The organism is Oligoflexus tunisiensis (assembly GCF_001748245.1).
GTDB classification, from domain to species: domain Bacteria; phylum Bdellovibrionota_B; class Oligoflexia; order Oligoflexales; family Oligoflexaceae; genus Oligoflexus; species Oligoflexus tunisiensis.
Genome location: NZ_BDFO01000001.1, coordinates 2,533,315 through 2,552,553 on the forward strand (window position 1 = coordinate 2,533,315; position 19,239 = coordinate 2,552,553).

Annotated in this window: 16 protein-coding genes; 9 read left to right on the forward strand and 7 right to left on the reverse strand. The window is 53.1% G+C overall.

Annotated elements, in window-relative coordinates; all coding sequences use genetic code 11:
* Window positions 1–43: 43 nt before the first annotated feature.
* The gene (locus OLTU_RS11005; RefSeq protein WP_218109973.1) at window positions 44–553 is read left to right on the forward strand and encodes a hypothetical protein; all 510 of its coding nucleotides are present in this window, start codon (window positions 44–46) and stop codon (window positions 551–553) included.
* Window position 554: 1 nt separating this feature from the next.
* Here the strand turns inward: OLTU_RS11005 and OLTU_RS11010 are convergent, their stop codons facing one another.
* Window positions 555–1,496: a hypothetical protein gene (locus tag OLTU_RS11010; RefSeq protein WP_141732808.1), complete on the reverse strand. Its 942-nt coding sequence runs from the start codon at window positions 1,494–1,496 to the stop codon at window positions 555–557.
* A gap of 235 nt (window positions 1,497–1,731) precedes the next feature.
* On the opposite strand from OLTU_RS11010, the gene OLTU_RS11015 reads away from it, so the two are divergent.
* Entirely contained in the window at window positions 1,732–4,404 is a 2,673-nt protein-coding gene (locus OLTU_RS11015) for a 7TM diverse intracellular signaling domain-containing protein (RefSeq protein WP_176736519.1), read from the forward strand.
* On the opposite strand, the gene OLTU_RS11020 is transcribed toward OLTU_RS11015, so the two are convergent.
* From OLTU_RS11020 to OLTU_RS11030, 3 genes are all read right to left on the reverse strand, one after another.
* On the reverse strand, window positions 4,401–5,060 hold the full coding sequence (locus OLTU_RS11020; RefSeq protein ID WP_141732810.1) for an inorganic pyrophosphatase: 660 nt from the start codon (window positions 5,058–5,060) through the stop codon (window positions 4,401–4,403). The two genes, OLTU_RS11015 and OLTU_RS11020, sit on opposite strands and share 4 nt — an antisense overlap.
* Window positions 5,061–5,275: 215 nt before the next feature.
* Window positions 5,276–5,674 carry a hypothetical protein gene (locus OLTU_RS11025; protein ID WP_141732811.1) on the reverse strand — a complete coding sequence of 133 codons (399 nt, stop codon included), beginning with the start codon at window positions 5,672–5,674 and terminating at the stop codon, window positions 5,276–5,278.
* A gap of 112 nt (window positions 5,675–5,786) precedes the next feature.
* Window positions 5,787–6,197, reverse strand: a complete 411-nt coding sequence (locus tag OLTU_RS11030) for a hypothetical protein (RefSeq protein ID WP_141732812.1) — start codon at window positions 6,195–6,197, stop codon at window positions 5,787–5,789.
* A gap of 108 nt (window positions 6,198–6,305) precedes the next feature.
* On the opposite strand from OLTU_RS11030, the gene OLTU_RS11035 reads away from it, so the two are divergent.
* From OLTU_RS11035 to OLTU_RS11060, 6 genes are all read left to right on the forward strand, one after another.
* Window positions 6,306–7,160, forward strand: a complete 855-nt coding sequence (locus tag OLTU_RS11035) for a hypothetical protein (RefSeq protein WP_141732813.1) — start codon at window positions 6,306–6,308, stop codon at window positions 7,158–7,160.
* A gap of 97 nt (window positions 7,161–7,257) precedes the next feature.
* Entirely contained in the window at window positions 7,258–8,601 is a 1,344-nt protein-coding gene (locus tag OLTU_RS11040; protein WP_218109974.1) for an NAD(P)-binding domain-containing protein, read from the forward strand.
* A 1-nt stretch (window position 8,602) separates the two neighbouring features.
* Entirely contained in the window at window positions 8,603–9,043 is a 441-nt protein-coding gene (locus tag OLTU_RS11045; RefSeq protein WP_141732815.1) for a hypothetical protein, read from the forward strand.
* Between the two features lie 130 nt (window positions 9,044–9,173).
* Window positions 9,174–10,550, forward strand: coding sequence for a hypothetical protein (locus OLTU_RS11050; RefSeq protein ID WP_218109975.1), 1,377 nt, complete (start codon window positions 9,174–9,176; stop codon window positions 10,548–10,550).
* Between the two features lies 1 nt (window position 10,551).
* A complete protein-coding gene (locus OLTU_RS11055) occupies window positions 10,552–11,388 on the forward strand; it encodes a hypothetical protein (protein WP_141732817.1) in 837 nt (278 codons plus the stop codon).
* Window positions 11,389–11,393: 5 nt separating this feature from the next.
* Window positions 11,394–13,439: a cytochrome c3 family protein gene (locus tag OLTU_RS11060; protein ID WP_141732818.1), complete on the forward strand. Its 2,046-nt coding sequence runs from the start codon at window positions 11,394–11,396 to the stop codon at window positions 13,437–13,439.
* A gap of 25 nt (window positions 13,440–13,464) precedes the next feature.
* Here OLTU_RS11060 and OLTU_RS11065 read toward each other — a convergent pair whose 3' ends face one another.
* The gene (locus OLTU_RS11065) at window positions 13,465–14,997 is read right to left on the reverse strand and encodes a hypothetical protein (RefSeq protein ID WP_141732819.1); all 1,533 of its coding nucleotides are present in this window, start codon (window positions 14,995–14,997) and stop codon (window positions 13,465–13,467) included.
* A 293-nt stretch (window positions 14,998–15,290) separates the two neighbouring features.
* Entirely contained in the window at window positions 15,291–16,190 is a 900-nt protein-coding gene (locus tag OLTU_RS11070) for an acyl-CoA thioesterase (RefSeq protein ID WP_141732820.1), read from the reverse strand.
* Between the two features lie 91 nt (window positions 16,191–16,281).
* On the opposite strand from OLTU_RS11070, the gene OLTU_RS11075 reads away from it, so the two are divergent.
* Window positions 16,282–17,133 (forward strand): thioredoxin family protein, encoded by an 852-nt coding sequence (locus OLTU_RS11075; protein ID WP_141732821.1) that lies wholly within the window; start codon window positions 16,282–16,284, stop codon window positions 17,131–17,133.
* 46 nt (window positions 17,134–17,179) lie between these two features.
* On the opposite strand, the gene OLTU_RS11080 is transcribed toward OLTU_RS11075, so the two are convergent.
* Window positions 17,180–19,066, reverse strand: a complete 1,887-nt coding sequence (locus OLTU_RS11080; RefSeq protein ID WP_141732822.1) for a phosphoenolpyruvate carboxykinase (GTP) — start codon at window positions 19,064–19,066, stop codon at window positions 17,180–17,182.
* Window positions 19,067–19,239 lie beyond the last annotated feature (173 nt).

Here is a 19,239-nt window from a genome sequence, read left to right on the forward strand (position 1 = left end):
GATGCCGGTTCTCTCCAGAATCATTCAATATTTCTGTATACTTATGGCTTTAGTTGCCTGTGGCTCCCAGCCGACAGAGAATGATAGCCCGGTCGTCAAACCGGAGTCGAGCTTTGCCGCTGACCTGATGCCGCTGGTCGCGGCCTATGAGGCCGAGGCTGTCATGGCCGGCGCGCCAGTCGCTCCGGAGTTTCGTCGCCAACTGGTTCAGGTTGACTGGCAAAATGATTTAGGAACGCAAGGGGGTGAGACTGTGTTGGGACGCTGTGAGCGCCTGAACGAAAATCATCCGGACCCGGACATGAGATTTCGGACGATCCGAATTCGGCGTCCGGATGCGAGAGGATATGTAGGTTCGACCCGAATGGATGCCCTGACGCTCCGAACCGTGGTTTATCATGAACTGGGCCATTGTCTGCATGATTTTCGTGGGCATCTGCCTGAGACAACGCATCAGCTCATGAGCGCCTCGCTTCCGAAAGAGCGCTTTCAATCCTTCCAGGCCCTCCTTCAGCAGCATTTTTCACTGCTGAAGACAAAGCATAAACACTGAATCAGATGGTGGTCTGCTTGATGGCAGATTCCTCACGCACATCCTGCTGCTTCGCGGTGGTATAACCACAGGCGCGGGAGGGTTCTGAAGCCAGTCTTTCCGCATCGTTCACGCAGACCTTGAGATTGATGTTTTCCGTTTTGCTGCTGGCCGCTTTATCCAGCAAAGCAAATCCTTCCTGTCCCAATGGGGTCCTGCGATCACCCTTGGCCCGGCAGATCAGCGAAACCGCCAGCATGATGTCCGCACAGGCGTTCGCCCCATCAACAGCCACCCCTTCGCGGTGCATTTTGATCGATTTATCCAGACTGCCCCGCACATCAAAGAGCCACTGCAGCAGCCACATATCCGGAACCAGACGATAGAACATTCCCAGACCATAGCGCACACTGCCCTGCATGGTGACGTTCGGCTGGAATTGATAGTTGACGTTGGAATTCATGACCTCATGCCACAACTTTTCCACGGTCCTGGCATTTTTAAGCGAAGCCAGGATTCCATCGATACTGCTGATGCTGCCGATGGCGGAACCCAGAAATAATTTGCACAGGGGTTGTGAAGGATCGATTTTTAAGCAGGTTTCAGTGGCTTTTTTGCCTTTGGCGAAAATTTCCCGGGCCTGGGGCAGGTCCTTCTCATTCGTGTAGGAGGAACCCCACTGAAACGCTGTGCTGCCCAATATCCAATAGCCATCGACCCAGCGGGGATTGGTCTTCAATATGGTTTCCGTGATCTCGAAACTGCGGGCGAGCTGTTCGCGGGTCAGGTTTTTTTGCTCGCGGCTGTCACTGTAAAGAGTCCAGTATTCCTGATAAAGCTCCGGACGCTTTCTCAGAGGTTCCCAGTTGATTTCGTATTCCTTGTACTCCTTCCCGAACAGCACAGCTTCGTTCAGTCCCAACGCAACCGCCCACAGAATCCCCAGGATGCGCAGAAAACTCATGGTGTTATCCTTTGCTCGAGGTCATTACCCCTGCGTATGAATTCACCAATCCATTTCGGAAGGGTAAGTTTTCACTTGAGGGCGGTGGGAAGCTGGATCGAAAAAGCATCGGGATTGGAGCGGGATTGGTGAAAGGACCAAAAGCGGGAATCGCGTGGACAGCCGGTTGCCATCAATATTCAGGACCGTTGGCCGATACCATAAGCGAATCCCACGCATGGAAGGTGATCACGTCATGTCATCGGGTCAACTCAAACGCACATCCTGGCCTTGCCTCTGGCTTGTCCTTCTGCTGACTGCCCTGCCGGGCTTGGCAGCCGTGCCGGAAGTGGGATCGGGTGATGTGCGTGAGCTGCTCCTGAGCCGGAGTATTTCCATTCTGGAGGATCGTTCCAGCCAGCTCACCGTGGATGATATACGGTCCGGCCGCCATGATCATGAGTTTCAAGCCGCCACGCGTGATTTTCCAGGTCTTCACAATGCCACGGGTACATTCTGGGTCAGGCTTTCGATTCAAAATAACAAAAATGAAGCCCGTGATCTGATTCTGGAGAACCGTTATCCTCTGCTGGATTATTTGACTCTTTATCAATTTGCGGCTGATGGCGGACGCCAGGAACTGACTCTGGGTGACGAGGTGGCCTATGAGAACAGGCCGGTGGCCTTTCGCTATCCGGTTTATCCCATTCATCTGGAACCAGGCCGCAACAACTTTATCATGAAGATGCAAAACAAGGGCCCCTTCGTCATCAGTCTTTTCCTTTGGGATGGGAAAAACTTTGACAACTATGCGCGGCGCGATAACCTTGTGCTGGGACTGCTCAACGGCAGCGTCATCGTGCTCATGCTCTATAACATGTTCCTGATGTTCTCGTTCCGCAGTCAGACCTATCTGGTTTATGTGCTCTATCTGCTGACATTCCTGGCCACGCAGCTTGGTCTCCAGGCCACCGCCAACGAATGGATCGGCGGTGATTTCGGTCACTGGATCATGAATCGAGGCTGGCTGATCCTCTCGTGCCTCAGCCTTGCCTTTTCCTGTCTCTTTGCCCTGCGTTTTTTGAATATGCATAAGCACATGCCCCATTGGCGAAGGTGGATGCTCTTTCTGATCTTTGCGCACCTCGCCATGACCGTGCATGGTTTCTTTGCCGACTATGCCCTGCTGGGGCTTGAGCTCACGTATTCCACTGTGGTTGTCAGCGTGACTCTGATTGCGTCCGGTCTGACTGCCAGCTGGCGCGGCTTCCGTCCGGCGATTTTTTATACGCTCGCCTGGGCCTTTCTGTTGTTTGGAAATGTGGCGCTGGCCCTGATGTTCAACGGTCTCTTCCCCATGAACTTCTTCGCGCAATGGGGCAATCTGCTGGGTGGCGCGTTGGAAGTGGCGCTTATGTCCCTGGCTCTGGGCAGCCGCATGAACTATATGCAGGCCCGTTCTGAACAAACCATCAAGACACTCAATATTGCACTCACCAAGCATATCGAGGAAGTGGAACACATCGTTGCCGAACGGACGCAAACCATTCGCTCGATCATTGATCATGTGAAGAGCGGTTTCTTTACCATCAACAGTCAGCTGGAAGTGGAAGCCGGATTTACCAAAGCCTGCTATCGGTTGCTGGGTGATCGGATTCGGGATCAGGCTTCGATCCTGGATGTGCTGGGCCTGGAGGGTTCGCGGCGCAGTATTTTTCAAATGACCGTGCAACAGGTTTTTGCCGATAGCATGCCGGAAGAAGTCAGCCTTACCCAGATCCCGAGGAATTTTCGCATCGGGGACAGCATTCTGATCCTGGAAGGCGGGCTGATTCGCGATGACGATGGCAAACCCAAGGCCATCCTCTTTACCGTGAACGACATCACCAAGCTGCGCATGAAACAGCGTGAAGCGCTGCGCAGTTCGATGCTGATCAAGATTCTGAAGAACATGGACGCCTTCCGCTCCTTTATCAAGATCACACGGGAGAATCTGAAGCATCTGCGTGATCCGGAAGTGCGAAGCAAGCAAAAGATGGCAGCCTTTATCCTGCATACGCTCAAAGGCAACTGTCTGATCTTCAATATGAAGGCGCAGGCCGACCGCATTCACAAGCTGGAGGAGGCGGACGCCCTGCAGGTCGCGGATATCGAGGCTCTGGAGCGGAGTTTTCAGCTCTTCCTGAACCGTCATGCGGATATCCTGAGCATCAATTGGGATGATGAGCATGACGAGGATGTGGTGCTGAAGCATTCGACTCTGCGCAATCTCAGGCAGGAATTGAATCGCCTGGGTGTGTCACAGGAGTTTTTAGGTTTCTTTGATCGATGGGTGCAAAGCATTACGGCGCGTTCCGCCCGGAGCCTTCTGGGTCCGATCGTTGATGATGTGCAGCAGCTGGCCCGGCGCAGTGGACGCAAGGTTCAGTTCGATCTGCAGGGAGCGGATGTCAAGATTTATTCCGATACGGAAAAGCACCTGATCAAAAACCTTGTCCATCTTGTGCGCAATGCGGTGGTGCATGGCATCGAACCGGATCGCGGGGACAAGCCCGCGCGCGGGACGGTCGTCCTGAAGTTCCGGGCGGAAAAGGAGCTCCTGGAAATTCGCTGCAAGGATGATGGCCTGGGCATCGATCGCGATCAGATCGTGCGCCTGATCGTGGAAAAGGGTCTGGCCGGGGCGCAGAATATCGAAAATAAATCCATTTCTGAGCTGATTGACCTTCTTTCCCATGACGGCTTTAGCACGACGACGGAAGTGGATCTTTACTCCGGACGGGGTGTGGGTGTGGCGGCGGTTTATGGAGCGGTTCGCGCCTGTCGTGGAAGGATGGACATCAAAACCGAGCCGGGGCAGGGGACTGAGTTCATCATCACCGTGCCACGGGATGAGGAACCCTTCACGCCCAATCTGAAAGCTGTTTAAATCTGACGAGGAAACGGAAAAGCAGCCTCGTAATCCTGAGCAGCAAGCTCGATGATCCGCAACGCTTCGCGGCGATTGTACATCGCTTCAATGCTGACCTTGCGTTCCCCTTCACCGGGAATGTCTTTGTAGGTGAGGAAATAGTGCTTGAGTCGCGAGAGGATTTTCGGTGGGCAATCCTCGATGTCCTCGAAGCTGCCGTAGATCGCATCATCCTTCAGCACTGCAATGATCTTGTCATCCACTTCGCCGTTATCAATCATGCGTAGACCACCAATCGGCTTGGCCTGCAGCAGAAGATCGCCATGGGTGATGGGCTTTTCAGAAAGCACGCAGATATCCAAAGGGTCACCATCACCGACCAGATTTTGCATACCGGTCTTTTCTCCTGCGAACGCGGCGACGCGTTCCATACAGTAGGTGCGTGGAATAAAACCGTAGAGTGCGGGCACATAGTTGGAGAATTTTTGTGGGCGGTCGATGCAGAGATAACCGGATGCCTTATCCAGCTCATATTTCACAGTGTCGGTCGGGACGATTTCGATGAAGACATTCACGAAGGCCGGCGACTCAGCCTGGACGGGGATGCCATGCCATGGATGAGGTTTAAAATATTTTTTGAGCTGCTCCAGCAGGACAGATATATCGTTGGTCACCGGGGTTCCTCCAAAGTGTGTTTCTGGCCTCAAGACAGGCAACGGGCTCAAATGCCTATAACAAATTGGGGGGAATGTCGAGATTTTTGGGCGGAAAATTGGAATTGTGCGCGGAACGATCAGGACCAGATCCGGCACCTGACGGCTTGCAGGTGCCCGTGGAAAAGTTCCAACCGTCTTCAATGACTGAATATTTTACTCCACCATGCTGTGGCTTATGGTAATGTTGGCGCGGCTTCCGTCGGGTCCGGTTCCTCTTCGGATTCCGCAGGCATTTGCGATTTCAAATAAGCGAGCAATTTGATGCCATCGGGCGTGTTGCGCCACTCGCTATCGCCATAGGGCATGAAACCGCTGCTCACCGCTGCATACATTTGGGCCGCACGTGCCACAACTTCCGCTTCGTTATCCAAGGAAACACCAGCCATGGCATCGGCACCACCGGTGTGGCAGTAGCCGCAGTTGTTGGCGATAATCGACGCGACATCCTGATAGGTGGGAGGTGTGGTCTCAGTCGGAGCAGGGACTTCTTCTGCACGCGACATGGCGGCCATGAGAGTCAGACTGAAAAGGCCCGCTCCCATTGTGCTGACGAACTTTGCTTGGAATCTCATCCTGATCTCCTTGTCAATCGTTCAGGGGATCATGGGCAAAGTCGTTTCCACTGTCAAGAGAGGGGGATTGCGAAGTGGCTTCACGAAAATTAAAGCCGCTTCGCGTTGTCCATCAGGGGATTTCACGGATGTTGGGTTGGAATTCCTTGATGTGGCGATTGATGTCTTTCTTGCATTCGCTGCCGAGAGTTTCGCCGGTCATCATCAGGCAGACCTGCAGCGCCTTGATAGGCTCATCCGCCTTGGTCTTGACGTCGGCACATTCCTTGTCGATTTCCTTCTGGCACGCTCCCTTCACCTTGTCCCAGCTGGACAATAGTTTTTTCCAGCTGTCTTCCTTGCCCTTCACAAAGGTTTTGCATTCGGGGCTGAGCTGCTCGATTTTCTTGTGAAGACAGGTGCGTTCGGTTTCCTGATGAAATTCACCTTTGCACAATTTCTGGACATCTTCATCACAGGGTCCATAAGCCAGAAGGCTGCCTGTGCTGAGTCCAAGTGCCAGCATGATGAAAAAGGTCTTCATACAATGGCTCCAGCTTGGGGGATACGACGAGGCTCTTATCGGCATCCGCCTGTCTTTTTCAAGAGCAGGAGTCTGTGCTAACATGAAGGCAACTGGAGAATTGTAAGCATGAAACTGCGCCCTTTGGTTTACCTTTGGTTGCTTATAACCGGCTTTATGTTCTACGAATACGCCGTGTTGCACAAGATGTACAACGGTCCGAGCTATATCACTCTCGGGGCCTGTAAAATTCTTGGGCATTGCAAAACTCTTTCGCCTTTGCCAGGAAAACCACTGAGCTATGCTCTCGGCTGGATAGGTTTCTGCGTGATGGCGTTGACCAATCTCTATATATTGCGCAAACGCCTGCTTGTGATGCAGAAGTGGGGCAGTCTTCAGGGCTGGCTCAACTGGCACATTTTCTTCGGTATGCTTGGCCCCACTTTTATTCTGTTTCATTGCGATTTTAAAGTGCGTGGTCTGGTGAGCATCAGCTTCTGGAGTATGGTGATCTCGTTCCTCAGCGGCATCGTTGGACGTTACTTCTATATGCAATTGCTTCAGGCCAAGCCCGTGCTGAAACAACAGATTGATATGCTGGAAAAAGCCTTTGATCAGTATCAGCGGGGATCCGGCAATCGTATCCCGGCCCAGGCGCTGGTGATGGCCAAGGCTCATGCCTTTTCCATGGCCGGAGGGGTCCAGGGGCCTGAGCTCCAGAGGCTGGGTCTGATGGGCTTTCTGGTCAAGTCGATTTCGGGTGAACTGCGGATGATGGCCACGCTCCCGCCCACGCCCTGGCAGGAGGGGAAACCCTTCCGTGTGAAGCTGCGGGAATGGGCTCTCTTGCGGCGCCGCCTCCTCTCCATGCATTTTTACCAAATCCTCTTTGGGTACTGGCGCACCTTCCATTCACCGTTTGCGGTATGGATGTATATTGTGGCTATCATCCACATCGCCTCGTCCCTGATTTTCAAGGTCTAAACCGCGAATATTTCTCGCTCTTTCGAATCCACTTAAGTACCCGTGGCTGCGAGCCGATAGCATCCTGTAATTTTTTATCAGAGTGATGCCAATGTTGATGAAGATTTACGTCTTCCTTTCGCAGTCCATATGGTTGCTAGGGATTGCATTTATGGTCGGTCTCGCGCTTTGGGGCATGCGCCAGCGCGATAAGCATCAAAAAGAAGCGAAGCGTCAATGGGATGACGCTGTCGCCAAAAAGATGAATGAACCCGCCAGCTTGCATCCTGAAATTGATCCGACCCTTTGCGGGGGCTGCGGAGCATGCGTGGCCGCATGTCCGGAAGGTGAGATCATCAGGCTGATCAATCACCGGGCCGTGCTGGTCGAGCCAACGGCCTGCGTGGGTCATGGGGCCTGCCAGGCGGCTTGTCCTTATGATGCCATTCAGCTGGTGTTCGGCACCAAAACCCGCGGAATGGAATTGCCGCGCATTGACCCCAATTTCCAGACCAACGTGCCAGGCCTTTACATCGCCGGCGAGTTGGGCGGCATGGGGCTGATTCGAAACGCCGTGAAGCAGGGCAAGCTTGCCGCCACGCATGCCGCGAAAACTCTCGGCGGTGGTGGCGGCGCGCAGTTTGATGTCCTCATCGTGGGCTGCGGTCCGGCCGGACTTTCTGCATCTCTGGCCTGTGCGGAAGCCAAGGTCAAATACATTTGTATTGAACAGAACAAGTTCGGGGGAACAATTTACAACTTCCCCAAGCAAAAAGTTGTCATGTCCCATCCCCTGGATTTCCCGCTCGTTGGACAGTTCAAGTTCAACAAGAACAAAGTGTCCAAAGAGGAGCTTTTGAGCCTTTGGGCGCATCTGAAGCGGCAAAGCAACTTGAACATGATCGAAAGTTGCCGTTTTATCAATTTGCAAAAGAAGGGCGACGTATTCCACGTCGAAACATCCAAGGGTATCATGACTGCGAAGAAAGTGATCCTTGGCATGGGTGTGCGGGGATCACCGCGGAAATTGAATCTGCCGAACGAAGAGATGACCAAGGTTACTTATAACCTTTTGGATCCGGATCAGTATCAGCAGAAGTGGATCGCGGTGGTCGGTGGTGGTAACGCAGGCGTGGAAGCGGCGCAATACCTTTGCAAACCGGGTCTTCGGAACAAGGTCTTCCTCCTCGTGCGCGGTCCCACGTTCGACCGTTGTAACGAAGAAAACCAGAATATCATCAAGGATTATGAGCGCAGGGGTATGGTGAAGATCTGTTACAACACAACGGTTGAACAGATTGAAAGGGATCATTTAATCGTAAAGATGAACGGGCAAATGTTGCGACTGCAGAATGATTTTCTTTTTGTTTTCGCTGGTGCCATTCTGCCTTTTGCCTTCCTGAAAAGTCTTGGCATCATGATTGATACCAAATACGGTGAAGCCGTGAAAGCGAGTTCATGACATGACTGACAAGAAACTGCTACAGGTGATTTTCGTCTGTATATCCGCGCTATTTGTAAGTTTACTGCTGTCGCAGTGCGGCGTGAAGCAACCGAAAGTTGAGAATCCTAAATTTGCCTCGCCGGTCGCGGATCACACGCGTTTTACAGATTCCTGCGGAGCCTGTCACGAGTATCGCCGTCTGCCTCCAAACCAGGATCTAACTATTGTGGCTCATGGTTTTGGTCGTGAGTGCGCCGAGTGCCATGAATATGTCGCGGCCGCCCCGACCTGGAAACCCAAGTTCTATGCCCATAGTCCGACACCACCAGCGTGTCTTGGCTGCCATAATCTGCCTGGTGAAGCCGCGAAATTCAATCCTGCGGCGCACGCACCCAACGGGCAGCTGCGCGGGGATTGCGTAGCTTGTCATCGATTCGGAACGCAGTGGAAAGTCAACTGAGAAACAGCAGAACTTTTTTTTCACGTTTCGTGTCCACCTTCCCGCCATGACCTGATACACTGGAGGAAATAATTGAATTCCTCCAATGAGATCGCACTTGCTCATTACTGCCAACAGTCAGTCGCCAGCCATGCGAAGCCGAAAGGTTTTCGCTAACGCTGGAATTTTGTTTGGAGTCCTCACTCTCGTTGTCGAAGGGGCCATCCCTTTGCAAGCCGCGGAGTTCAAAGGTGACGCTCGCATTGGACATTATTCGCGTCAGGTCGAATTCAAGGGCGCGTATCTGGGCCAAACCGCAGGTGAAACCAACAATGATGAACAGGTTATCAATCTTCAGTTGAAAGCCAGTGCCGAAGACCTGAACGACTCCGGAGATCGTTTTATTTTTGATTTCCGCGATAAGCGTGATGGCTTTGGGAAACTGGAACGGGAAAACCTGCTTTTGTCGAATTACGAAAGACGTCAATTGCGCCTGGCGGCTTATCAGAGGCCCTGGGAATCGAATCGCACGTATTTCACCGTCGGTCGCTTTTCCCTTCCCGAGGCGAATATCATTGCCAACGATGGCGCGGAATTCGGCTATAGAACCAGCAGATCCAGCCGCTATGGGGCCTTTGCCGGTCAAGGAGCCAAGGACATCATCGCGCCGCTCTATGTGGATCCGGATACGCGCGACATTTCCACGACGCAGTTTGGTGCGTATTACAACTATGAGTCCAAGGATACTCCGGAAGACAGCAGTTATCTGACCAATGCGGTGGCTCAGGCCCCGACCTATGACATTACCGATGCCGATAGTCACCTCTACTACTATCAGCAGGGTCTTTTCACGTTTGGTGGAAACCATCGCATCGGCAGTCTCGTGCAGTTTGATTTTGCACCGAAGTCGAGTCTGCGCCGCGGTTATCTTTCGTATTATTACCAGACGGAGAGGCTGCGAGCTGGCGGTTACCTGAACCAGACGACGACCGAGGATTATCTGATCAAACAGGTGATTCAGGATGTGCTGGTGCCGAGTTCGGTGCGAACGATCGATTTGGATGCCCGCTATCGTCTGAGTTCTGCCATGAGCGTGGATGTCAGTGCCAGCCAGGGAACCCGCACGGTGGATGGGAAAGTTCGCACGGAATATACGGCCGGCCTGCTGTTTCCGCGGGTGCTTGGGGATACCAGTTCCACGCGCCTTCAGGTTGGAACACGGCAGAACTTCCTGAGCAAGGATAATTTCACCAAGATCGCCTATGACTATTGGGGAGCAACATTGAGTGTGGGGCTGTCCTATACGCTTTCCACCGAAGATTATGATGATGGCACCACCAACAAGCGCACCATTATGATGGTGGATGCGGGGATTTTCGTTTTGGATGATATTCGCGGCGCGTTGGGTTATGAGCTGGAAAGCGACAGCAAGGTGGACGCGAGTGCTCTCTTCATCATGTTCGGATACAAGTTTGGAAAATCGGCATCATCGCCCAGAACCAGACCGGCAAGATTTGAGGAAATGTAAGGTGCGGAAGCTTGGACTCATTCTCACCCTTCTGTTTTTGGCTGTACCTCCCCCGGCTTCAGCCCAGGGTCAGGACAGCAAGCTGAATTTTGAAGGTCTCCTCAATCAGCTGCTTGCCCCGGGGCCGTTGACCCTTGGTCACGACAACCTGGAACATACGCACAACGACTGTTTGAAATGTCATGAGCCGGCCGGTGGGATTCCCAATACCAACTGCATGGCCTGTCACAAGGAAGTCAAAGCGCATGTGGAGGCACGGCAGCATTTTCACGGGCTGATGAGTAACAAGGCCTGCATCGATTGCCACAAGGATCATAAAGGTCGCAATTTCGATCCCATGTATATCAACCCGAAAACCTTTGAACATAAACTGACGGGATTTGAACTGGATGGTGCGCACGCAAAGATTGACTGCACGAAGTGCCACACTGCGAAGCGGCCAGCCAGCAAACCTGCTCGGCAGACGGATATCAGTTATATGGGGCTGGTGAACTCCTGCAACAAGTGTCACATGAAAGACGATGTGCACTACTACAAGGGCAAGTTCAAGCAGAAGGAATGCAGTCTTTGCCATACGACAGACAAGTGGAAACCGGCCAAACCTTTTGATCATGCGAAGGAAGCCGGATACGCTCTGATCGGGGTTCATGCCAAACACAAGTGTGAGAAGTGCCACACGAGGCGTTCGAAGACCGATGTGCGCTATGATTTCCCTGTTGAAACCAGGCAATGCCTGTCCTGTCACCTGGATCATCACAAGAACCGTCTGAGTCCGCGCTTCCGCAACGGCAAGTGCGATGTCTGCCACGGTCAAGACACCTGGAAGTTAAGTCTATGAGAGGAATGACCTTATGGATCTTCGCATTTCTTATGGCTCTGTGGGGCATGCCCCTGCAGGCGCAGAAGAAATTCGACCATAGCGTGACAGGTTTTCCTCTGCGTGGTGCGCATGATCGCATCGCCTGTCAGGACTGTCACAAGCAAACACCGGCCGTCCTGTCGATGGGTCCGGGCGCTTTCAATTGGGTGGGCCTGAAGAGAGACTGCTTTCCCTGTCATCAGGATTATCATGGCTATGGCAGGGAAATTAGCGCAAAACAGGGTCCTCTGCGGAAGTGCGATACCTGCCACAACGATATCAGGTGGAAGGACTCGCTGCGCTTCGATCACAATATTCATACTGTGTTTCCGATCACGGGAAAACACAGGGAAAATAAGTGTTTTGAATGTCACCGTCCCACCACAGCGCCGCAGGCTTTCAAAGGTTTTCCGGGACATAAGGTCCTGGGCAAGGATTACGATCTTCGTCGTTATGCCTTCAAGGATCTGGCACGGAAGAGTTGCGAAACCTGTCACATCACGCCGCATACGAAGGCGTTTCAACAAAAGTTCAGGGGTATCTCCTGTGACAAGTGTCACACGACGGATGGCTGGAAGATCATGAGCCTGAATGGGCAAATCCAGGCCGACCGCGGTTTCCATGATAGAACCCGATTCCCGCTGACCGGCAAGCATAAGACCTTGAACTGCAAGCTCTGTCATGCGAAGGACGGCAAGGAAACCTTCAGGTTTCCGAATGCAGATCGGGATTTCTGTGTGACCTGTCACGCGAGTGTGCATAAGAAGCAGTTCGATGACAAGTTCTACAACATGTCCTGTGCGAAATGTCACTCGACGACGAACTTCACGCAGCGGACTCCGTTCCAACATGACATCACAAACTTCAAGATTGATGGACAGCATGCAAAATTCGAGAAGAACTGTGAGAAATGTCACGTCCCGACCAAGGCCAAGCTGCCGACCCGACCACCAAAAACGGCTCACAAGTTTGACTTTGATGAGAGCAAGGACGAAAAGTACTGTCTCAACTGTCACGCGACCGTTCACAAGGACCAGTTCCACAGCGAGTTCCAGAAAAAATCCTGTGCTAGCTGTCACATTACCAGTAGTTTTGCCAAGCTCACTGAGTTTAATCACGATATTACACGTTTTAAACTCACCGGCCGGCACGAAGAGATTGGCAAGCAGTGCACACAATGCCACAAGCCCAGCAATATCACGTTGCCGACCAAGCCGCCGCGTAAAGGCGCAAAATTCATGTTTGAAGGGGCGAACCGCGGGTTCTGCGAGGAATGCCACGTAAATGAACATAAGGATATGTTCCATTCGAAGTTCTATAACAAGCCCTGCGCGGTGTGTCATACGACCGAGAAATTCACGAAGCTCAAGGAATTTGATCACGAAGAGACGGACTTTGAGCTGAGGGGCAAGCACAAGCAGGTGAAGTGTGCAGAATGTCATGAGAACACCAAGGAGAGATTCCGCTGGCCGCCAAAGAATTTCAAAGGCAAGTATCTGTTCCCAGAGTTGCCGAAGCGGAACTGCCAGACCTGTCATGAGGATCCGCACCGTGGTTCGAATGGCCCGCTTTGCACCAAGTGCCATAACGAGAGCGGTTGGAAGAATGCCTCGGAGTATCACAAGGATTTCCTCCTGACTGGCGTGCATCTGCAGCTGGATTGCAAGGAATGCCATGTGAACGAGCGGATACTGAAGGGTTCAAGTCAGGAGTGCAGCCAGTGTCACCACGAGGATGATCCGCATAATGGACAGCTGCTCCCTTGTCAGGATTGTCACACGCAGAACTTCTGGCAGCACACGAAGTTTGATCATAACCTGACCCGCTTCCCGCTGCGCGGGGCACACCGGGTTACGGAGTGCCGCGCTTGTCACAATCAGGGTGTGTATCAGGGGCAACCCACGGAATGTCGTGGATGTCATGCTCAGGATGCGGCCCAGGTGCAGGTGCCGAACCATAGTCAGCCGAATTATTTCCAATGTGAGCAGTGTCACACGGTTTATCAGTTTCCGGGGGCGGTGATTCGGTAGGGTGGAGTCCCGTTTCGGGCCTCCGTTAATTCGCAATACTAAACATCACGTTGTGATAAACGTAGTCGTCAGCAACGATAAAAATTTCATACGATCCCGCCGTGAGTTGAAGCTTTTCAACGGCAACGTTAAACACGTAGCCAATTGTATGTCCTTCCTGAATTTGTGCGACGTCATCGAAAGGCAGAGCTTTGATTAAGTCATGGCTTTCCCGCTGGAATATTAGAATTTCCAGCGTGCCTTTGGGCGGGCTTTTTTCAAGGTAAATTTTCAGCGTTCCCTTGGGGTCGATCTCATCCTCAAGGTCAATGCGAGTCGGCTGGCTCTTCAAGAGGTGAAATTTCTGATGGCTAAGAAGGGAGTCTGGAAAGTTAACGCCTTTTTTCTTGAAGTATTCCACGAGCCGCGCGTCGACATAGCAGGATGAAAAGCTCTCCTGACGCTGCTGATCCCCGACCGGGAATTGAACATGAAGCTGCTCGCCCCGAAGTTCCATGAGGAGCGGAATGGTTTGACGATCCTTAGGAAGTTCGCTCATATTCTCGACTGAAAAAGTTGTCTGGAAGCTTTCCTTGCCATAAACTTCATCAATCGCTGATGGATCGCTGGCATAGAGCCCCAGGAAGTAAGTCTCGCCAGGCTCATGGGACAGAAATTTTGGTCCCAGGAGAAAAGAGAAGGGCTGGAAGGAAAACCTGCTTTTTTCGTTTTCGCAGGTGAGATAGGGGTCCCTGAAGCTGTGGTCAAAAATTGGCGAACGTCTTCGTTTTGGAAGAAACGAGAGCAACTCCTTTTTTTCATGATTGAAGCAGTTCGGATGTTCGCCGTCCGTGAACAAGCAATAGTTGCGCTGAACGGCGACCTTATCGGTCGGCATAACTGAATTCCACTCACTCTGACACATGATTGAGTTGGGAAAGTCCTTGCGACAGGTCCAGGCGTCTTCAATATAGATATCGGCCAGCCCAAAAATATGACCAAACTCATGCAGGATTGTGCCGGGTCTGAGGCTATCATGACTGAGCCAGATCACTTTTCCTTCACTGTTGGCGAAAGCACGGTCTTCATCGCCGTAAACTGTACCTGATAAGTTGCCAAGGTAAAAAATGGTTGCGTCACGCGTCGCAGGACACTTCTGAGTGGCAGAACCATCATCAGGTTCAGACCTTGAAAAATCCGGATAAACGAATCCGATGCTCCTTGGCATGGAATGACTGACGGTTTTCAAGGGCTCAATCCATGAAAAGACCGCTTTGCGAATTTCCTTTTCCAGCTTCAGACGAATGCCATGAAACCTGGGTTCAGTCAGTATGCAGATTTCAAGGTGATCCTTATGGAGGGACTCCAGAAACGGGGTGTGGCCAAAGAGCAGGGTTCTAAGATCCGCCCCCTTCAGACCGGCTCCATCATAGCAGGAGCCCGCAATGAATAGCTTCTCCTGGGCCAGACATGACTCATAGGTGTCCCGATCAGGAGCCCGCCGACGACTCCCGTCTCCGCATGAGATGAAGAGGAAGGGAACCAGCATCACAACGACTTTTTTGACTATACTTTGCATGACAGGAGCCCTATCTGAAGGAACATGACAAGAACTAATGACGCAAAAGGGACCTTCATATTGCGTTTCTGTTATTGACTGAATTTACTGATGAAATGGGTGTTTGGAGCTGGCAGGGAGAGGGGGGGAGAGACCCTGAAGTCTTCAGGGAGCCAGCCATGTTGTGGAATTGGAGCCGCCGGTGTTGATCACCTGCTGGCTGCATTCGGTGACACCGCCGACGGTGTCGACTTGTGTGTATGTTCCTCACGACCGAGACAGCATCAGCAGGCGTCTTCCCTATGGATGGCTTTTCACGTCACCAGCCCCTTCATCGAATCCTGACCCTTGGGGAGATCGATGCGACGAATCAGGCTCTCCTGGGCGGCAGAGGCGACGAGTATTCCATCCTGATTGAAAATCTGTCCCCGGTTGAAGCCGCGGCCACCGGCTGCGGAGGGGCTGTCCTTTACATAAAGAAGCCACTCATCCATGCGAACCGGACGATGAAACCACATCGCATGATCCAGACTCGCGACCTGCACACGCGGATCGTAGAACGTCGCACCGTGGGGAAGCATGGCGGTCGTGGCGAGACCAAAGTCCGACGCGTAGGCCAGCATCGCCGTGTGAATCAAAGGATCATCCGGAAGTTTGCCGTTGGTCTTGAACCACGAATATTTCAGCGGCGGACGCTTGTGCGGTGCGAAGAAATCCACGGGATCCACCACGCGGATTTCAATGGGGCGATCAGCGGTGAGTTTATCCCGAAGGCCTTCGGGGATCTTGTCGTGTACCTTCCGAATCTGTTCCAGCTCACTCAGGATTCCATCAGGGCCAGGAACGGAAGGCTTTTCGACCTGATGCTCGAAGCCCTTTTCCACCGTCTGAAAAGAGGCCGACATGCTGAAGATGGCCAGACCACCCTGCTTGGCCACCACGCGCCGGGTGGAAAAACTTTTGCCACTGCGAATCAAATCGACTTCGTAATAGATGGGTTCGTTCGGCTTCCCCGCGCGCAAAAAATAGCCGTGCAGAGAATGGATCGGACGGTCGGCTTCGACCGTGCGACTTGCAGCCACCAGGGCCTGCCCCAAAACCTGACCACCGAAAAGACTCTTGAATCCCAAATCCTGACTATTGCCCACGAACACATTGGTTTCAATCGCGCGCAGATCCATAAGCTTGACCAGCTGTTCCAACACCATGCTCATGACGTCCGTCCTTCCTGGGAGTGAGGTCCGGACTCCATGTTGGCAAAAAACGCAGGCAAATGCTAGCATGAAGCCTTGTTAGGAGGGCCTCATGAATAAGCCAAATGTCATCGATGTCAACTTAAGAAATTTCGCGGCGGAAGTGGTACGGCGTTCCCAGGGTGTTCCCGTGCTCGTGGATTTCTGGGCGGAATGGTGTGGACCCTGCAAAAGCCTGACGCCTGTGCTTGAAAAACTGGCGGCGGAATACGGCGGTCGCTTTATTCTCGCCAAATGCAATACGGACGAGAACCAGGATCTGGCTCGTCAATTCGGAATCCGTGGAATTCCCAGCTGTAAATTGTTCAAGGATGGAGCCCTGGTCGCGGAATTTCAAGGCGCCCAGCCGGAGGGTGAGGTTCGCCGCTTTCTGGATGCCCACTGTGCCGACCTTGAGGATGAACCCCTGGATGTGGCGCGACACCTGATCGGTGGTGGACAGACGGCCGAAGCCATCGGCATTTTGGAAGCGCTCCTGACGGAGGATCCAGGTCTGGATGATGCCCGTCTTCTTTTGGTGCGTGCTTTCATTCAACAGCATGATTTTGACAAGGCGCGTGAGGCCCTGCAAGCTTTGCCCGAAACGCATAGCGAAGTGAAAAGTCTGCAGCAGATGATCGACTATGCGAGTTCCGCTTCGGAATATGGAACGGTCGAGGAATGCGAGGCGCGCGTGCAAAAGGATCCGCAGGACCTGGAGGCCTTGTATCGCCTGGGTGTGGTGCTGACGCTCGAGGATCGGTTTCAGGAAGCGATGGATCGTTTCCTTCAGGTGATTGCGCGGAACAAGAACTATGGGGAAGGCAAGGTACGGCAGGCAATGCTGGCTTTGTTCGAGGTGCTGGGGCCGGATCACGAGTTGACCCATCAGTATCGGCGAAAGTTTGCGAACCTGGTCTTGTGAGCGCTCGGCAAAAGCCCCGCACAAGGCGGGGCCACAAGCCAATGGATCAGTTTTCCAGATAACGTTCCTGAGCCATTTCCCATTTCACAGGTGAACGCCAAAGACTCGACAGGAGGAGTTCACGCATCAGCATGAATTCGCGAGGCAGCTTGTCGTAGAGCTTCTCGAAGAGTTCCTCGTGCGACAGAATCTCGCTCTTCCATTCTTCACGGTCGATGGTCATGAGGCGGCGGAAGTCCTGGCGTGTGAAGTTCTTCATGCCCTTCCATTCGATATCATCGTAACGCGGCATCCAGCCCAGAGGACTTTCCTCGCCAAAGGCACGGCCGTGGATGCGATCCACGATCCACTTCAGAACGCGCATGTTATCACCGAAGCCAGGCCACATGAATTTGCCGTTTTCATCCTTGCGGAACCAGTTCACGCAGAAGATTCGTGGCGGATTGGAAATCTTGCGACCCATTTCCAGCCAGTGGTTGAAATAATCGCCCATGTGGTAACCACAGAAAGGCAGCATTGCCATCGGGTCACGACGCACCTGGCCGATGTTACCGGCGGCGGCCGCGGTCATTTCCGAGCCGATGGTGGCGGCGGTGTAAACACCGAAGTTCCAGTTGAACGATTGCATCACAAGAGGCACGGTCGTCGCGCGACGGCCCCCGAAGATGAGAGCACTGATGGGAACACCGGCTGGATTATCCCAGTTCTTATCAACCGACGGACACTGATACGCCGGGGCGGTGAAGCGGGCGTTCGGGTGCGCGGCTTTGCGGCCGGAATCCGGCGTCCAGTCATTGCCCTGCCAGTCGATGAGTTTGGCGGGAGGTGCATCGGTCAGACCTTCCCACCAGACGTCGCCATCGGGAGTGAGAGCCACGTTGGTGAAGATGATGTTTTCCTTCAGCGTGGCAATGGCGTTGGGATTGGATACGGGCGAGGTTCCGGGGGCTACGCCGAAGTATCCAGCCTCGGGGTTGATGGCGTAGAGACGACCATCTTCACCCGGCTTGATCCAGGCAATGTCATCACCGATCGTGGTGACCTTCCAGCCTTCAAAGCCAGCGGGTGGTACCAGCATGGCGAAGTTGGTTTTTCCGCAGGCGCTTGGGAAGGCGGCGGCGACGTAGGTTTTTTCACCTTGAGGCGATTCCACGCCGAGAATCAGCATGTGCTCCGCCAGCCAGCCCTGGTCGCGACCCAGTACGGACGCGATCCGCAGGGCAAAACATTTTTTGCCGAGCAGCGCGTTGCCGCCGTAACCCGATCCAAAGGACCAGATCGAGCGCTCTTCAGGAAAGTGGACGATGTATTTTTGCTCGCTGTTGCAAGGCCAGGCGACATCCTTTTGACCGGGAGCCAGCGGGGCGCCAACCGAATGGAGGCATGGCACAAATTCGCCATCGCCGAGAACATCCAGAACCTTGCGACCCATGCGTGTCATGATTCTCATGTTCACGACGACGTAGGGGGAGTCGGATATTTCCACACCGATATGGGCGATCGGCGAACCGAGCGGACCCATACTGAAAGGAATGACGTACATTGTGCGGCCCCGCATGGAACCGCGGAAGAGATTGGTCAGCGTTGTTTTCATTTCTGCAGGCTCAGCCCAGTTATTGGTCGGGCCGGCATCCTGTTTGCGCTGACTACAAATGAACGTCCGATCCTCGACACGCGCGACGTCACTCACATCAGAACGTGCCAGAAAACTGTTGGGACGTTTGGCCGGATTGAGGGGAATCAAGGTTCCACTGGCGACCATTTGTTGGTTCAATCGATCGGCCTCTTCCTGGGAGCCGTCGCACCAATAGACGCGATCCGGTTCGCAAAGCTCTGCTACGTCTTTGACCCATTGAATCAACTTCTGGTTCTTGACGTAATCAGGAATGAGATCTTGTGTTGACCAACTTTTCGACTCTTGCTGACGATTCATACCTTACCCCCAAACGCGGCCAGTCGAACACCGCAAAGTCAGGCGAATTCTGCCTCAGTCGCCGCTTTGCGGGTCACAGGACCGCTTTGCTTTATGCGTGTGATCTTTGCTCTCAGATCACCACCTGGTCAAGCGTAAAGTGCCCTGGGAAAGGGAAGAAAAGAGAATCATCT

Coding starts and splice junctions, on each gene's coding strand:
- OLTU_RS11005 (WP_218109973.1), top strand. CDS start 44: ATGGCTTTAGTTGCCTGTGGCTCCCAGCCGACAGAGAATGATAGCCCG.
- OLTU_RS11010 (WP_141732808.1), bottom strand. CDS start 1,496: ATGAGTTTTCTGCGCATCCTGGGGATTCTGTGGGCGGTTGCGTTGGGA.
- OLTU_RS11015 (WP_176736519.1), top strand. CDS start 1,732: ATGTCATCGGGTCAACTCAAACGCACATCCTGGCCTTGCCTCTGGCTT.
- OLTU_RS11025 (WP_141732811.1), bottom strand. CDS start 5,674: ATGAGATTCCAAGCAAAGTTCGTCAGCACAATGGGAGCGGGCCTTTTC.
- OLTU_RS11030 (WP_141732812.1), bottom strand. CDS start 6,197: ATGAAGACCTTTTTCATCATGCTGGCACTTGGACTCAGCACAGGCAGC.
- OLTU_RS11035 (WP_141732813.1), top strand. CDS start 6,306: ATGAAACTGCGCCCTTTGGTTTACCTTTGGTTGCTTATAACCGGCTTT.
- OLTU_RS11040 (WP_218109974.1), top strand. CDS start 7,258: ATGAAGATTTACGTCTTCCTTTCGCAGTCCATATGGTTGCTAGGGATT.
- OLTU_RS11045 (WP_141732815.1), top strand. CDS start 8,603: ATGACTGACAAGAAACTGCTACAGGTGATTTTCGTCTGTATATCCGCG.
- OLTU_RS11050 (WP_218109975.1), top strand. CDS start 9,174: ATGCGAAGCCGAAAGGTTTTCGCTAACGCTGGAATTTTGTTTGGAGTC.
- OLTU_RS11060 (WP_141732818.1), top strand. CDS start 11,394: ATGACCTTATGGATCTTCGCATTTCTTATGGCTCTGTGGGGCATGCCC.
- OLTU_RS11065 (WP_141732819.1), bottom strand. CDS start 14,997: ATGCAAAGTATAGTCAAAAAAGTCGTTGTGATGCTGGTTCCCTTCCTC.
- OLTU_RS11070 (WP_141732820.1), bottom strand. CDS start 16,190: ATGAGCATGGTGTTGGAACAGCTGGTCAAGCTTATGGATCTGCGCGCG.
- OLTU_RS11075 (WP_141732821.1), top strand. CDS start 16,282: ATGAATAAGCCAAATGTCATCGATGTCAACTTAAGAAATTTCGCGGCG.
- OLTU_RS11080 (WP_141732822.1), bottom strand. CDS start 19,066: ATGAATCGTCAGCAAGAGTCGAAAAGTTGGTCAACACAAGATCTCATT.